Origin of the sequence: Algibacter pectinivorans (genome assembly GCF_900112595.1) — a bacterium.
GTDB classification, from domain to species: domain Bacteria; phylum Bacteroidota; class Bacteroidia; order Flavobacteriales; family Flavobacteriaceae; genus Algibacter_B; species Algibacter_B pectinivorans.
In genome coordinates this window covers 89,957-105,812 of sequence record NZ_FOMI01000010.1, presented here as the reverse complement: position 1 = coordinate 105,812, position 15,856 = coordinate 89,957, and the positions used below count along the sequence as shown (strand labels likewise).

Genomic DNA, 15,856 nt, shown 5'->3' with positions numbered 1-15,856 from the left:
TGTTTATAATATTAGTAACCGCATGTTGCGTATCTTTTACAAAAACGCTCTCTCTACGCATTTTTGCTTATAAACTTAATATATCAAGATAAATATCCTTATATTAAACTCTATAATGCGCGCTAAAAAGCACTTGTTATCCTTTCTGTTAATTATGCCTATATTAGTTAAAAATTAGTGAATTTGTAATATCTAATGAAACAAGTATTCCATAAAATAATGTCTTTCTTAATGGCTTTTGTAGTGTTATTCTCTACAATGTCATTTACTTTTAATATGCATTATTGTGGAGATACTTTAGTAGAAACTGCTATTTTTAATAAAGCTAGAGGTTGTGGTATGGAAAAGGAAATACCTTCTGCTGATGGTTGCTCAATTACCAAGAAAAATTGTTGCGATGAAGAACAATTAGTTATTGATGGTCAAGACGAACTACAATTACAAGTTGACAAAAATTCATTTGAACAACAGATATTCATTGCTTCATTTGTTTACACATATATCAACCTTTTTGAAGGTTTAGAAAAAAAAGTATCTTCTTACGAAGAGTACAAACCGCCACTCGTTATTAGGCAACTCTACAAAATAGGCGAGACTTATTTAATTTGATTTTTAAACAATAGACTGTTTTATCCTATGGGTTTGTACCCTAAGGGTAATTTCTAGTATGCGGTATTTTTTAAATGCCAATGTCTAACCGTTTAATAATCAAACTATATGCTTAATAAAGCAATCAAATTTCTTATCGAGAATAAACTCGTTGCGGTACTACTACTCGTCCTTTTCGTAGGATGGGGAACGGTAAATGCACCTTTCAATTGGGATTCAGGATTTTTACCAAGCAATCCTGTAGCTGTAGATGCCATACCCGATATAGGTGAAAACCAACAAATTGTATTTACAAAGTGGGGTGGTCGTTCGCCACAAGATATCGAAGACCAAATTACTTATCCATTAACGACATCTTTACTCGGTATACCTGGAGTAAAAACCATTCGTAGTTCGTCTATGTTTGGCTTTTCAAGTATCTATATCATTTTGGAAGAAGATGTAGAATTCTATTGGAGTCGTAGTCGTATTCTGGAAAAACTAAACTCATTACCAAGTGGATTATTACCTGAAGGTGTTAATCCTGCTTTGGGTCCAGATGCCACAGGATTAGGACAAATATTCTGGTACACACTTGAAGGACGTGATGAAAACGGAAACGTTACTGGTGGTTGGGATTTACATGAATTACGAAGTATACAAGACTATTATGTTAAATACGCTTTATCGTCTGCAAGTGGCGTTTCTGAAGTCGCTTCTATTGGTGGTTATGTTCAGGAATACCAAGTTGATGTTAATCCAGAATTGATGCGTCAATATAATATTGAATTGCATCATGTAGTGAAAGCAGTTAAAGAAAGTAACAAAGACATTGGCGCACAAACTATTGAAATCAATAATGCAGAATATTTAGTGCGTGGTTTAGGGTATGTCAAGTCTATATCTGACATAGAGAACGCAGTCGTAACTTCCGAAGATTATACAGTAATACGAATCAAAGATATTGGAAAAGTCTCTTTAGGTCCAGCAACACGACGTGGCTTATTAGATAAAGAAGGTGCAGAAGTTGTAGGTGCTGTTGTGGTAGCTCGTTACGGAGCAAACCCTATGGAAGTTATCAATAACGTAAAAGAGAAAATTAACGAATTAAGCGCAGGATTACCTTCCAAAGTATTAGACGATGGAAGAACATCACAAGTAACCATAGTGCCATTTTATGATAGAACAGAATTAATTAAAGAAACGTTAGGTACACTTAATGAAGCCTTAACATTAGAGATACTAATTACCATTTTGGTCATTATCATTATGGTATTTAATCTTCGGGCATCGGTACTTATATCTGGACTACTACCAGTTGCGGTTTTAATGGTGTTTATAGCTATGAAGTTCTTTGGTGTAGATGCAAACATTGTCGCATTATCTGGTATTGCAATTGCTATTGGTACCATGGTTGATGTTGGTGTCATACTTTCAGAAAACATTATTAGGCATTTGGATGAAGATGATGGAACACAATCCATTAATACAGTAGTTTATAACTCCACAGCAGAAGTATCTGGTGCAATCGTTACCGCAGTAATGACAACCATAATCAGTTTCATTCCTGTATTTACTATGATTGGTGCAGAAGGAAAATTGTTTAGACCATTAGCCTTCACAAAAACCTTTGCGTTAACGGCATCTATTATTGTCGCTTTATTTTTAATACCGCCATTTGCGGCCTTTTTATTCCGAAAAAAGAGTATTCAAAAACATTTTAAATATGCCTTAAACGGTGTTTTAATAGCATTAGGAATCATAACAATAGTATATGGGTGTTGGTTGGGATTGATTTTGATAGCTTTTGGAATTCCAGCACTTCTCAATCTTCAAAATAAGGTAACAGACAAACAAACTAATTTTATCAATATTATTATTTCAGCATCAGCAATCATATTCCTGCTAGCCGAATATTGGAGACCATTAGGCGTTGATAAAAGTATTTTCTGGAATCTCATTTTTGTAAGTGTTATATGCTTTGGTTTATTAGGGGGTTTTTCGCTATTCATCAAATACTACACACGTATTTTAAGGTGGTGTTTAGATAATAAATTATTGTTTTTATCTGTACCAACAGCTATTGTAATTGCAGGTTTTTTCATTATGAAGAATACTGGCAAGGAGTTTATGCCATCATTAAATGAAGGCTCATTTCTGCTAATGCCAACCTCAATGCCGCATTCTGGCGTAGAAGAAAATAAACGAGTTTTACAGCAATTAGATATGGCAGTAGCCAGTATTCCAGAAATTAAAACGGTAGTCGGTAAGGCAGGTAGAACAGAATCAGCTTTAGACCCAGCACCTTTATCAATGTACGAGAACATTATTCAGTATAAATCAGAATATATGTTGAATGCACATGGAGAAAGGCAACGTTACAAAGTAAATGAGGATGGTTTGTTTGAATTAAAAGATGGTCGATTAATTCATAACGAAAATATAGAGGTCAGTTCGAGCATTTCGACTACGCTAAGCACAAGATCGGTAGAGAATAAAGCGATAATCAAATCAACTTTATTAAATATCCAAAGTTCTCAACTAATCGAAAATGATGATGGCGAATACTACCGTAATTGGCGACCAGAAATTGAATCACCAGACGATATTTGGAATGAAATTGTAAGAGTCACCAAATTGCCAGGTGTTACTTCAGCACCAAAGCTACAACCTATTGAAACCCGATTGGTAATGCTTCAAACAGGAATGCGAGCACCTATGGGAATTAAAGTTAAAGGTCAAGACTTAAAGCAAATTGAAGCGTTTGGAGTGCAATTAGAAAACATTATCAAGGAAGCCGAAGGCATTAAAAAGGAAGCTGTTTTTGCAGACCGTATCGTTGGTAAACCCTATTTATTAATTGATATTGATAGAGAAAAAATAGCACGTTATGGTGTAAGTATTGAAGAGGTGCAAAACGTATTAAAAGTAGCTGTTGGTGGTATGGTTTTAACCCAAACAGTCGAGGGGCGTGAGCGATATGGTGTTCGTGTGCGATACCCAAGAGAATTACGAGCAAATCCAACAGACTTACAACAGATTTATGTGCCAGTTGAAAAAGGCAGTCCTGTTCCATTAAGCGAATTAGCAACCATTCGTTACGAACAAGGGCCACAAGTCATTAAAAGTGAAGACACCTTTTTAGTAGGTTATGTCTTGTTTGATAAATTAGATGGTTTTGCAGAAGTAAGCGTTGTTGAAAATGCACAAGCATTGATTCAAGAAAAGATAGATTCAGGCGAATTAATAGTTCCAAAAGGAATCAACTATGCATTCACAGGAACGTATGAAAATCAGTTACGAGCAGAACAAACGCTATCTGTTGTTGTACCGTTAGCATTGGCAATTATCTTTTTAATACTGTATTTCCAATTCCGTTCTGTTGGCACATCATTAATGGTGTTTACAGGTATCGCAGTAGCGTTCGCAGGTGGATTTGTAATGATATGGCTCTATGGTCAAGATTGGTTTTTAAACTTCAATGTCGCTGGCGAAAATCTGCGTGATTTATTCCAAATGCACCCCATTAATTTAAGTGTAGCGGTTTGGGTTGGGTTTATTGCTCTCTTTGGTATTGCAACAGATGATGGTGTAGTAATGGCAACGTATTTAACACAAACTTTTAATAGAAATACACCAGAAAATAAAAAGGAAATTAGAACGTCCATAGTAGAAGCTGGAGAAAAACGAATCAGGCCTTGTTTAATGACTACAGCTACAACCATTCTAGCATTATTGCCAGTATTAACCTCTACAGGACGAGGAAGCGATATTATGATTCCAATGGCAATACCAAGCTTTGGAGGAATGCTTATAGCCTTAATAACCCTATTTGTAGTTCCTGTATTATATAGCTGGAAATCTGAAATTCAACTTAAAAGAGCAAAAAAATGAATTATATAAAAATCAATATAAAAACAGTCTTTGTTCTCTGTGCTTTATGCTTCGTGCTTTCTGCTCAAAGTCAAGAGTTAGAAACGCTTATTGATGTTGCATTAAATAACAATCCTGCAATTCAAAAATTTGAATTGCAATACAAAAGAGCTTCTGAAAAAGTAAATGAAATCAATACCATTCCTAATACCGAATTTCGTGTAGGTTACTTTGTGAGCGAACCAGAAACGAGAACAGGAGCACAACGCTTTAAAGTATCGGCTAAACAAATGTTACCGTGGTTTGGTACAATTACATCAAGAGAAAATTATGTGAGTTCGCTAGCCGATGCAAAATATGAAGACATCGTTATTACAAAGCGTAAATTGATGGCTTCTGTATCACAATCCTATTATAATCTTTACGCTAATAAAGCAAAACAAGAAGTTTTAAGCGAGAATATTAAACTATTGGAAACCTATGAAACATTAGCACTAACATCGGTTGAAGTTGGTAAAGCATCAGCTGTAGATGTGTTGCGATTGCAAATACGTCAAAATGAAACGCAACAACTAAAAGATGTTTTAAGTCAGCAGTTTTTAGTAGAACAAACAAATTTGAATAATCTTTTGAATAGGAAAAATGATACTGCTGTTAGTGTGGTAGATAGTTTAATGATGCCTTTAGAAGACTTTGAAATTACTACTAAAAATTTAGCATTACATCCCGAATTGTTGAAGTATGATAAACTATTTAAATCCATAGAACAGTCAGAATTAATAAACCAAAAAGAAAGGAGTCCTATGATTGGTTTTGGATTAGACTATATCAATGTTTCTGAAAGACCAGATATGAATTTCTCGGATAACGGAAAAGATATTGTAATGCCCATGGTTTCGTTATCAATCCCAATTTTCAATAAAAAATATAAATCTAAAACCGTGCAAAATGAGTTACAACAGCAGGAAATAACAGCTCAAAAACAAGAACGCTTAAACACTTTGAAAACACTTTTAAGTAAGGCTATTAATGAACGTATTTCTGCAAGAATAAGTTATGCCATGCAAACCAAGAACTTAAAACAAGCCAAAGATGCAGAAGTCATCTTAATCAAAAGCTACGAAACAGGAACGATTGATTTTAATGATGTTTTAGATATTCAAGAACTACAACTAAAGTTTCAAATGAACCAAATAGAGTTTATTAAGGACTACTATGTTCAGAGTACTATCATTAATTATTTAACCCAATGAAACATACATATCACGCACATGGCATGACTAGCAACGGATGGCGTAGTTATGTAAAAGGTGCTTCAAAAGCAATAGTTAATTTAGAAAAGGCAGAGTTAACCATTAAATAAAATATAACACTATGAAAAAATATATAATTTACTTCGGAATATTGGTAGTTGGGTTGTTGTTAGGATGGTTGCTTTTTGGTGATTCATCAAAAAAAGAGACAGAACATAATCCCAATAAGGTTTCAGAAACCAATCAAATGTGGACCTGTTCAATGCATCCGCAAATTATGCAGCCCGAAGCTGGTGATTGTCCTATATGTGGCATGGATTTAATTCCTGCCGAAAGTGGAAGTGATGGCCTGTTAGTAGACCAATTCAAGTTAACAGAAAATGCGATAGCATTAGCTAATATTCAAACAACCATAGTCGGCAAAGGTAATGTTGATGGCAATACCATTAAATTATCAGGTAAAATTGCTGAAAATGAAGAAGCAAATGCAGTACAAGTTAGTTACTTTTCGGGTAGAATAGAACGATTGAATGTTAGTTTTACAGGAGAGGAAGTTCGTAAAGGTCAATTGTTAGCAACTATTTATTCGCCAGAATTGTATGCGGCACAACAAGAATTAATTACAGCATCATCTTTAAAGGAATCGCAACCCGCATTATACAAAGCGGTTCGTAATAAATTGAAGTTGTGGAAACTTTCTGAAAATCAAATCAATCAAATTGAAGAAACCCAAAAAGTAAAAGAAAACTTTCCAGTTTATGCAACCGTTTCAGGAACAGTAACCGAAAAATTAGTAGAACAAGGCGATTACATTAAACAAGGTCAACCATTGCTTAAAATTGCAAATCTCAATACGGTTTGGGCAAACTTTGATGTGTACGAAAACCAGATAGAATTATTTAAAAGAGGACAAGAAGTTTTAGTGACTACAAACGCTTATACTAATAAGGAATTTAAAGGGAAAGTAGATTTCATTGAACCAATATTAAATACCAAAACAAGAACAGTAACCTTACGTGTGGTGCTTAATAATAAAAATGATGCATTTAAACCAGGAATGTTTGTAACCGCAAATATTGAGCGGGTTTCAAGTAGTAGTGATGAGGTCTTAACAATCCCAGCATCTGCTGTACTTTGGACAGGTGAACGTTCTGTAGTCTATTTAAAAACCAGTCCAGACCAAACCATTTTTGAAATGCGTGAAGTTGTTTTAGGTAATCAAATTGGTAATGAATATGAAGTTTTAGAAGGTTTGTTTATTGGAAATGAAATCGTGACTAACGGGACATTTACGGTTGATGCAGCAGCTCAATTACAAGGTAAAAAATCAATGATGAATAAAGATGGTGGCAAAGTAATGACTAGTCACGAAGGGCATTTAGGAATAGATAATAATGCATTAAAAGAAGAGAACGGCCACACCAATATGAATGAACGCTTGGAAGTATCAGAGAAATTTCAAGAACAATTAAAAGTTGTTTACAATGATTATATCAATTTAAAAGATGCATTAGTTAAAGAAGATTCAAAAAACACTTCAGTTAATGCAACAAGTTTATTAAACAATTTAATTAAAGTGGATATGAAATTATTATTAGACAATAATGCTCACACACATTGGATGTCATTAGTAGGCAACATAAAATCTTCTGCAATAGCTATTTATAAAACGTCAGATATAAAAGGACAAAGAGACCATTTTAAATATTTATCATCACACTTAATAAATGCTGTACAGTTGTTTGGGGTAAATGAAAAAGTCTATGTAGAATTTTGTTCGATGGCAGATAACAACAACGGAGCATATTGGCTGAGTAAAGAAGAAAAAGTAATCAATCCATATTTTGGCAACGCCATGCTAAACTGCGGAGAAATAAAACATGTAATAGAATAATTAAATATAAATAATAACAATTAAATTTTAAAAATGAATTTTTCAAAGAAAAATCACGAACACAAAAGCAAAAATGTAAACTACGTGAGTAAAAAAGTAATTTTAAGTATTGCTGTAATAGCAGCATTAGGTTTAACAAGTTGTAAAAACGAAACTAAAACTGTTAAAGAAACGACATTAACAGAAGTGCCAAAAGAAATCGCAATAACAGATTTATCTTTTGGAGTAAGAGGGAATTGTGGTATGTGTAAAAGTACCATTGAAAAAGCGGTTAATGGTGTAGATGGTGTTGCAAGAGTCAATTGGGATGTCGATAAAAAGAAAATTGATGTCTCGTTTAACGATACCAAAACGGATGCAATGGCAATTCATAAGGCAATAGCAGCATCAGGTTACGATACGGAAAAAGTGGCAGGAAGTGAAGAAGCTTATAGCGGTTTACCTAGTTGTTGTCAATACAACCGCGAAATGATGATGAATCAGTTAGGTGTAATGGAATCGGAAAATTAATCAAATCACGACCATTAAGCAATAATTTAAGAGTCTTTTTCGAAAGGCTCTTTTTAATTTCCATAACTCACAAACCTGTTTTTTCGTGCCTCAAAATCCTCTGCCTTTTGTTTTGTTCCGTTATTCCGTTTATTTCGATAGATACTTGTAGAAAGACTTTAAAATAACAATTATACGTCATTGTTAGATGATGAAATTCAGCTGTAAAAGCATATTGTTATAGTGTTAGTAATTAACAAAAAGGAAGTAGAACTTAACAGTATTATTTATTCAAAATCTATTTTTTAAAACGCAAAAAGAAGCAATTAAAAGCAACAAAATCAATATCTAACGAGTAGAGTTGGATAATTTATAAGTTTATAAAAAGTGTTTTTATAATGCTACATTTTTTTATTAATAGTTATTTAGATATTTCAGACAAAATCAAGAACGTATTTGTGTCTCCAAACTGCATTAATTTGTCTAGTAATTTTTGCAGGCATAATTGGTTTTTAACAACAACTTTTAAATGAATATTTTGATTTCCAGTAATACGATGAGCTACTGTTATTTCCGGGAATTCAATAACCTTGTCTATTACATATTTTAGTTTACCAGGAAAAACTTTTAATAAAATAAAGGCTTCTAAATCGTAACCTATCAATTTATTGTTTATTTCAATACTATATTTTTTAATTACCCCTTCTTCTTCTAATTTTTGCACACGTTCTCTTACTGAAGATGGAGATAAATTTATTTTTCTTCCGAGGTCTGCAAACGATAAACGAGAATTATCTTTTAAAATCTCTAATAATTTTTTATCTGTGTTGTCTACCATTGAATCGTTAGTTTTTGTGAGTTTATATAAGTTTTAAGTGGTAAATATATTAAAAATAACAATTATTCAATTTTAATGCACAAGTAATAGGTTGTAATTTTGAACTATTGTTGGTGTTATAGGTTTAATATTAAATATTAACCAACAAAACGGTTAAAACTATACGAATTATAAGTTAAATTATTAATTATGATTAAGAATTTGAAAACAGAATTACTAGACGAAAAGTTTAATGCACTAGAGGCAGGCAATGCTCCTGGTCAAGAAGTAAGGCAAGACTTAAGTTTACTAGACCATTTAATGAAGGGGGACAAAATAGACGGTTATCCCGTAGATTTTTCTCATGGAGATGTAGATGCTTTTCCTCCAACTCCAGATTCTGAAAGTTATTGGCTAAAAGGGTTTAAACAAGGTGGTTCTCAAGCTTATACGGAATATAGAGGTGCTTTTAATATTAGAACAACATTAGCAAAAGACCTAAGCCTTTTTACAAAAAAGCCAATATTAGCTGATAAGGAGTTAATTTTAACACCAGGAACCCAAGGTGCATTATTTTTAGCTCTTGGTGCTACTGTGGCAACAGGAACTAAAGTAGCGGTTGTTGAGCCCGACTATTTTGCTAATAGAAAATTAGTTAAATTTTTTGGAGGTATCGTGGTACCTATTGCTTTGCATTATTTACAGTCGTCTTCCAAAAATGGACTAGACCTAAACCAACTAGAAATAGCTTTTAAGAATGGAACTAAAGTGTTAGTTTTTTCTACACCTAATAACCCTACAGGTTTAGTCTATTCTAAAGAAGTAATAGATAAAATTGCTGTTTTAGCTAATAATTATAAAGTTACTGTAATTGTAGATCAGTTATATTCAAGAATGCTCTATAGTGGAGAGGAATTTACCCATTTACGTTCTTGTAAGGTCCAACTAGAAAACTTAATTACTATAATGGGGCCATCTAAAACAGAATCTTTAAGTGGCTATAGACTTGGAGCAGCATTTGGAACCGCAAGTATAATAGATAGAATGGAGCGCCTTCAAGCCATAGTTTCTTTAAGGGCATCAGGCTATAATCAAGCTGTTTTTAAGACTTGGTTTAACGAACCAAAAGGTTGGCTAGAAGATAGAATTATTAAACATGAAGCTATACGAGACGATTTGCTTAAAGTATTTAGAGATGCTAACCTTCAAACAGCAACCCCTCAAGCAGGAAGTTACTTGTTTCCTAAATTACCAGCATTAAGTGTAGATTTAAATACATTTGTTAGGCTATTAAGGTATCAAGCTAATGTAATCGTAACGCCAGCATCAGAGTTTGCACCTCATTTAAACGATAGTATTAGGCTTAATTTTTCTCAAGATCATAAGGCAGCTATTGAAGCAGCAAAACGTATTGTAAAAATGGTTAAAATTTATGCTTTATGAAAAAAGTAACCAAAAACCCAATACCACAAGGTAAATATATTTCAGCTGTAAGGCACGCCAATATTATATATACTTCTGGTATGACACCTAGAAAAGATGGCGTATTACTTCATTCTGGTAAAATAAAGGTGTCTGTTCCTATTGAGGTATATAAGGAAGGTGTTGAGTTAGCAACACTAAATGCCATAGGTTCTGTACTTAACTGTTTAGAAATGAATGAAAAAATTTCTACGGTTTTACAAATGCATGTTTTTTTAAATACCGAACATGGGTTTACACAGCATTCAAAAATAGCAGATTTTGCATCCGAGACCATTATAAATGTTTTGGGAATTAAAAGTATTGGTAGTCGGGTAGCAGTAGGTGTAGCGTCTTTACCTTCTAATGCTACTGTAGAAATAGTATTAGTTTGCTGTGTTAATTAAGTGTTTCTTAGTATTAATTTGTTAGTTGTTATTATAGATTTTTAAGTTGTTTATTGGTATGATTAAAATAAAATTAATAAATCGTTAAATAAACATTGAATCCTTTCTATTAAAGTCTAAAAAAGTTGTTTCAATGAAAAAAAACAAGCTTTACCTAAAAATCAACTTTTAAATTATTTTTAATAAATATATCTTTACGGTGTTAAATTCTTTTGTTAATTCCAATAATGTTAAATTAAAATCACTATATAGTAATAAGTGTTGAATTATTGATAATTAATAAAAATTGATATTTGTTCAATTCATCAAAAAAAAGCATCAACTATGAAAACTAAGTTTCAGTATCTTTTAAAGAAAACATTGTTTATTATGAGTTTGTTTTTAACATTTTCTCAAAGTTACGGTCTTAAATATGTTAAGCACGCAAATGATATAGACATTAATTTCTTTGAAAAAAAATGGAAAGAGTCAAATGTAAAATTTCTTCAACAGAGTATTGAAGGAGTCATTACAGACCATAATAACACCCCATTAATAGGTGTTTCCATTATTATAAAAGGAACAGCTAAAGGTACTACTACCGATTTTGATGGTAAATTTAGTATTAATGCTAAAGTAGGAGATGTATTATTGCTTTCTTATTTAGGTTTTGGTGATGTAAATTTAATAATAGATAGTCGAACGTTTTATGATATAAAAATGAATTCTTCCGCCGAGGAGCTTGAAGGTGTAGAAATATTTTCTACTGGATATCAAAATGTTAGTAAGGAAAGAGCCACTGGTTCTTTTTCAAAAATTGACACCAAGGTTTTAGAACGAAAAATTGATCAAAGTATTATTGGAAAAATTGCAGGTGAAGCACCAGGCGTTCAATTTGATCCATTTATTCAAGAAAAAAATAATATAGGTCTAGTAATTCGTGGTAGAAGTTCAATTAACGCTACTACCGAGCCTTTGGTTGTAGTTGATGGGTTTGCTATACCAGGAGGTTTTAGCACTATAAATCCTAATGATGTAGAAACTATAACCATATTAAAAGATGCTGCAGCAACATCTATTTGGGGAATTAGGGCTGCCAATGGTGTTATAGTAATAACCACCAAAAAAGGTGAAAATAACAGAAAACTCTCAATAAATCTTTCTTTAAATTCATCAGTTACTCTAAAACAAAATGTTTTTAAAGCACCCTACGCAGACCCTAATACTCAAGTAGATTATCAAATTGGTTTATTTAATTTTGAACAATATTCGCAATCTCGAAACTTGTTTGATGGTACTTTAAATGAATTCTCACTATTTCAAACCAACTCGGTTAGAGAAACTTTACTTAGGCTTCAAAGAGGAGATATTGATATTGCTACTGCAGATAGCAGAATAAACGCACTTAGAAATAATGATGGAAGAGAAGAATATTCAAAGCTGTTTTTAAGACAACGATTATGGAATCAATATAACCTGAGTATATCTGGGGGGGGCGAAAAGTATAATTTTAACTCTTCACTAGTTTATAATCAAAATAAAGGGGCAATAGTAAAAGATAAATCAGATCAATTTATTTTAAATGTTATAGGTAACTATAAGTTAACCAGTAAACTAAAAGCTAGATTTTCTAGTAACATATCGCAAACTAAAAATGAAAATGGTATTGGAACAGGACCTGTTGATTATTTAATAAATTATCCCATATTTGAACGTATTTTGGATGATAATGGTAATTACCTCCCTATGCAAGGTGGTGTAAATGTAGAAAGTTCTCAACTAGCACAAAGACAAGGTTATCCGTACCCTTGGACCTTTAATCTTAAACAAGAATCAGATAATGTCGATAATACGTCGACATCAACAGATATTCGTATTCAAACAGGGCTAAATTACGAAGTAGCAAAGGGCTTAAAAATAGACCTAAGTTACCAGTATTTATGGTCGTCATTTTTTGGTAGAAATCTACTTAACGAAAATAGGTTTACTACTAGAAACTTAGTAAACTCGTTCGCTCAAGTAGATGAAAATGGTGAGGTTATAGAAACTCCGGTTCCGGCAGGCTCTTTATTAGATATATCTACACGAAGCACTACAGATAATACTTTTAGAGGACAGTTAAACTATTCAACAAGTTTTAAAGATGGGATTCATAGTATTGATGCCATTGCGGGTTATGAGGTGCGTAAACAAATTACAGAGTTTAATAGAGATAGAAAATTTGGTTATAACGACCAATCTTTAATTTTTACACAACCTAATTTTAATACTCTTTATCCTAGTCCAATTTTTGGAGGACAAAGATTAATTAATTCAAATTCTAGATTAACATTTAATGAAAATAGGTTTCTTTCGTACTACGTTAATGGCGCTTATAATTTCAATAAACGTTATACCATTTCAGGAAGTATGAGGTTAGATGATACTAACCTATTTGGAGCATCAGATGAGTTTAGAAATATTCCTTTATTTTCTGTAGGTTTAAAATGGAATGTAACAAAAGAAAATTTCTTTAACTCGGTATTTTTTAATAATCTAAATGTAAGAGCAACTTATGGATCCGGTGGAAATGTAGATAGAAATACATCGCCGTTTTTAGTTGCTAGACAGGGTAGAGACCAAGGAAGCTTTTTAAATAATTATCTTACTATCTCGAACCCTCCTAATCCTACATTGCGATTAGAGAAAACTAAGACACTTAATTTAGGAGTAGATTTTTCTATGGCCAAAAACAGAATTTATGGAAGTGTAGAATACTATAACAGAACTAGTGAAGATTTACTTGCAAGGCGCAATATAAGCCCAACTTATGGATTGTCTTCGTCATTTCTCAATGTAGCAGAATTATATAATAAGGGTGTTGATATAGATTTAGGTTTAAGAATTATAGATACTAAAGATTTTAAATTTGACACTAGAATACTTTATAGCCAAAATGAAAATAAAATAACAAGTATAGATGAAAGTAATCCAGGTGAAATTTTCCTTTTCACGCAATACGATGCTAATTCTTTTGTAGTTGGAGATCCTATTGATAATTTTTACAGTTTTAGATATGCAGGATTAGATCAACAAGGAAATCCATCTTTTTTTAATGAAAATAATGATATAATAGAAGTAGGTGGAGATATTGGAGCTATTGAGGCTTTAAAAAGCGAGGGCTCTAGGTCTCCAACGCGCACAGGGTCTTTAACTAATACGGTTACCTATAAAAATTTATCACTACGCGTTCTTACAGTGTATTCTGGTGGAAATAGGTTTAGATTCGAAAGAAATTATGATCCTAGGTTTTTTAGAACTAACGTATTTAGTGACTATGTAAGTAGGTGGCAGCAGCCAGGAGACGAACTTCTTACAGATGTGCCAAGACTTTCGTCACCAAACGAAACACAAACCCCACTGTATTTATATTTAGACGAATCGGATAGAAATACCGATGACGCTTCATATGTTCGCTTAGCTCAAGTTAATCTATCATATAAGTTTCCACAAAATTTAACTAAAAAATTATCAATGAATAGCTTTACGGTAAGCTTGCAGGCAGATAACTTAAAAGTTTGGAATTTTAACAAATGGGATGTCGATCCTGTAAGTCGTACAATACCAATCCCTCCAACTTTTACACTTAACTTAACCACAACGTTTTAATATCTAGATTTATGAAAACTTCAAAATATATTACTATTATTATATTAGTGTCGTTCGTATTAACCGGATGTACCCGAGACAACTTCTTAGATTTTCAACCAAAGGGGCAAGTTATTCCATCTAAGGTAGAAGAGTTTAGAGCATTACTAGATCAAGTGGAACCAGACCCTAATGTAAACTTTACTCAAGGTTTTGGTACACACCATGATTTTACCATTATAGCTAGCGATAATTACGTGCTTACAGAACAAGTTCGAGCTAGTTTTGGTATAAGTCCAGAAGAGATAAATTTATACCTTTTCAAAGAACAGATTTCTACAGAAAATGGCGACGATAATAATTGGATTAGATATTACAATCAAATTTACGTTGCAAATGTAGTACTTGAAGGATTAAAAACAGTAGAAGACGGTACGCCAGAAGCTATCGCAGAAATTAGAGCTGATGCCTCTTTACAAAGAGCATTTGCCTATTTTAATTTAGTGAATATTTACAGCGTACATTATAGCCCAGAAACAGCCGAAACAGATTTAGGAGTGCCTATAAGAGACGGTATAGAGTTAGAGGGTGCAGATTTTACAAGAGCGTCGGTTGCCCAGGTCTATAACCTTATTCTTAGTGATATTGAAAACAATATAGATGCTTTACCAGATTTACAACCAGCAAACTTAAGCTTTAGGCCATCTAAAGCTGGAGCCTATACTTTTTTAGCACGTGTTTTAATATATCAATCTAAATACCAAGAAGCTCTAAATGTTATAAACAAGGGCTTAGCATTAAAAAGTAATTTAAGAGATATTAATAATGATACTGCAGACCCTAGAGATGCTAATGTTTTGGCATACCCTTTGGCTGTTCAAGATGAGCAATTAATTTGGTATAAAGATTCTGGAGGATTTACCATAGTTACCTCACCAGAATTTTATAGTTTATATAACGATAACGATCAAAGAAAAAAATGGTTTGCAGATGCAAGAACCTATTTCTTTGCAGAGATTGAAAACCCTGTTTTTGTTGCCCATAGAGCTAATAATAATACAAATGTGTCTTTAACAACAGCAGATCTTTACTTAATGCGAGCAGAGTGTCACGCAAGATTAGGTAATATAGAATTAGCTAATAACGATTTAAACGAACTACGGGTTAAACGTTTTAAAACAGATACCTATGTACCTGTTAATATTACAGATCAAGATGATTTAATTGCTTTTGTAAAGGATGAAATTAGAAGAGAAAAAGCTATGAGTACATTAAGAATTTTTGATATTAAACGTTATAATAGATTTGATAATGCCAACATAACCGTTACACATAGTTTTAATGGAGAAACAGCATCATTAACTCCAAATAGTCTCAATTGGGCACTGCCAATTGCAACTAATTACATTGATGCAAACCCCGAAATAGAACAAAATCCAAGAGAGTAAGTCTCCAATATAAAATATAT

10 protein-coding genes are annotated in these 15,856 nt (G+C 32.7%); 9 read left to right on the top strand and 1 reads right to left on the bottom strand.

Annotation, left to right across the window (positions count from 1 at the left end; all coding sequences use genetic code 11):
* Nucleotides 1–195 precede the first annotated feature (195 nt).
* From BMY96_RS13925 to BMY96_RS13905, 5 genes are all read left to right on the top strand, one after another.
* The gene (locus BMY96_RS13925) at nt 196–609 is read left to right on the top strand and encodes an HYC_CC_PP family protein (RefSeq protein ID WP_245750654.1); all 414 of its coding nucleotides are present in this window, start codon (nt 196–198) and stop codon (nt 607–609) included.
* Nucleotides 610–717: 108 nt separating this feature from the next.
* Complete coding sequence (locus BMY96_RS13920) at nt 718–4,482, top strand: efflux RND transporter permease subunit (RefSeq protein WP_092853235.1); 3,765 nt, start codon at nt 718–720, stop codon at nt 4,480–4,482.
* Nucleotides 4,479–5,714, top strand: a complete 1,236-nt coding sequence (locus BMY96_RS13915) for a TolC family protein (RefSeq protein WP_092853233.1) — start codon at nt 4,479–4,481, stop codon at nt 5,712–5,714. Before BMY96_RS13920 ends, BMY96_RS13915 begins: the two co-directional genes overlap by 4 nt.
* 121 nt (nt 5,715–5,835) lie before the next feature.
* Complete coding sequence (locus BMY96_RS13910) at nt 5,836–7,608, top strand: efflux RND transporter periplasmic adaptor subunit (protein ID WP_092853231.1); 1,773 nt, start codon at nt 5,836–5,838, stop codon at nt 7,606–7,608.
* A 33-nt stretch (nt 7,609–7,641) separates the two neighbouring features.
* A complete protein-coding gene (locus BMY96_RS13905) occupies nt 7,642–8,118 on the top strand; it encodes a heavy-metal-associated domain-containing protein (RefSeq protein WP_092853230.1) in 477 nt (158 codons plus the stop codon).
* Nucleotides 8,119–8,518: 400 nt separating this feature from the next.
* Here BMY96_RS13905 and BMY96_RS13900 read toward each other — a convergent pair whose 3' ends face one another.
* Nucleotides 8,519–8,935, bottom strand: coding sequence for an Lrp/AsnC family transcriptional regulator (locus tag BMY96_RS13900; protein WP_092853228.1), 417 nt, complete (start codon nt 8,933–8,935; stop codon nt 8,519–8,521).
* Between the two features lie 189 nt (nt 8,936–9,124).
* Here BMY96_RS13900 and BMY96_RS13895 point away from each other — a divergent pair, with 189 nt between their 5' ends.
* The 4 genes from BMY96_RS13895 to BMY96_RS13880 all read left to right on the top strand — a co-directional run bounded on the left by BMY96_RS13895 (nt 9,125) and on the right by BMY96_RS13880 (nt 15,836).
* Entirely contained in the window at nt 9,125–10,357 is a 1,233-nt protein-coding gene (locus BMY96_RS13895) for a pyridoxal phosphate-dependent aminotransferase (RefSeq protein WP_092853226.1), read from the top strand.
* Nucleotides 10,354–10,782, top strand: coding sequence for a RidA family protein (locus BMY96_RS13890; protein WP_092853224.1), 429 nt, complete (start codon nt 10,354–10,356; stop codon nt 10,780–10,782). The genes BMY96_RS13895 and BMY96_RS13890 overlap by 4 nt, the downstream gene beginning before the upstream one ends.
* A gap of 324 nt (nt 10,783–11,106) precedes the next feature.
* The gene (locus BMY96_RS13885) at nt 11,107–14,409 is read left to right on the top strand and encodes a SusC/RagA family TonB-linked outer membrane protein (RefSeq protein WP_092853222.1); all 3,303 of its coding nucleotides are present in this window, start codon (nt 11,107–11,109) and stop codon (nt 14,407–14,409) included.
* Nucleotides 14,410–14,420: 11 nt separating this feature from the next.
* Nucleotides 14,421–15,836, top strand: coding sequence for a RagB/SusD family nutrient uptake outer membrane protein (locus BMY96_RS13880; RefSeq protein ID WP_092853220.1), 1,416 nt, complete (start codon nt 14,421–14,423; stop codon nt 15,834–15,836).
* The last annotated feature ends 20 nt before the right edge of the window (nt 15,837–15,856 follow it).

Excerpts from the sequence above, each read along its gene's own strand:
- BMY96_RS13885 (WP_092853222.1), top strand. The coding sequence starts at position 11,107 with ATGAAAACTAAGTTTCAGTATCTTTTAAAGAAAACATTGTTTATTATG.
- BMY96_RS13915 (WP_092853233.1), top strand. The coding sequence starts at position 4,479 with ATGAATTATATAAAAATCAATATAAAAACAGTCTTTGTTCTCTGTGCT.
- BMY96_RS13910 (WP_092853231.1), top strand. The coding sequence starts at position 5,836 with ATGAAAAAATATATAATTTACTTCGGAATATTGGTAGTTGGGTTGTTG.
- BMY96_RS13895 (WP_092853226.1), top strand. The coding sequence starts at position 9,125 with ATGATTAAGAATTTGAAAACAGAATTACTAGACGAAAAGTTTAATGCA.
- BMY96_RS13925 (WP_245750654.1), top strand. The coding sequence starts at position 196 with ATGAAACAAGTATTCCATAAAATAATGTCTTTCTTAATGGCTTTTGTA.
- BMY96_RS13880 (WP_092853220.1), top strand. The coding sequence starts at position 14,421 with ATGAAAACTTCAAAATATATTACTATTATTATATTAGTGTCGTTCGTA.
- BMY96_RS13905 (WP_092853230.1), top strand. The coding sequence starts at position 7,642 with ATGAATTTTTCAAAGAAAAATCACGAACACAAAAGCAAAAATGTAAAC.
- BMY96_RS13920 (WP_092853235.1), top strand. The coding sequence starts at position 718 with ATGCTTAATAAAGCAATCAAATTTCTTATCGAGAATAAACTCGTTGCG.
- BMY96_RS13900 (WP_092853228.1), bottom strand. The coding sequence starts at position 8,935 with ATGGTAGACAACACAGATAAAAAATTATTAGAGATTTTAAAAGATAAT.
- BMY96_RS13890 (WP_092853224.1), top strand. The coding sequence starts at position 10,354 with ATGAAAAAAGTAACCAAAAACCCAATACCACAAGGTAAATATATTTCA.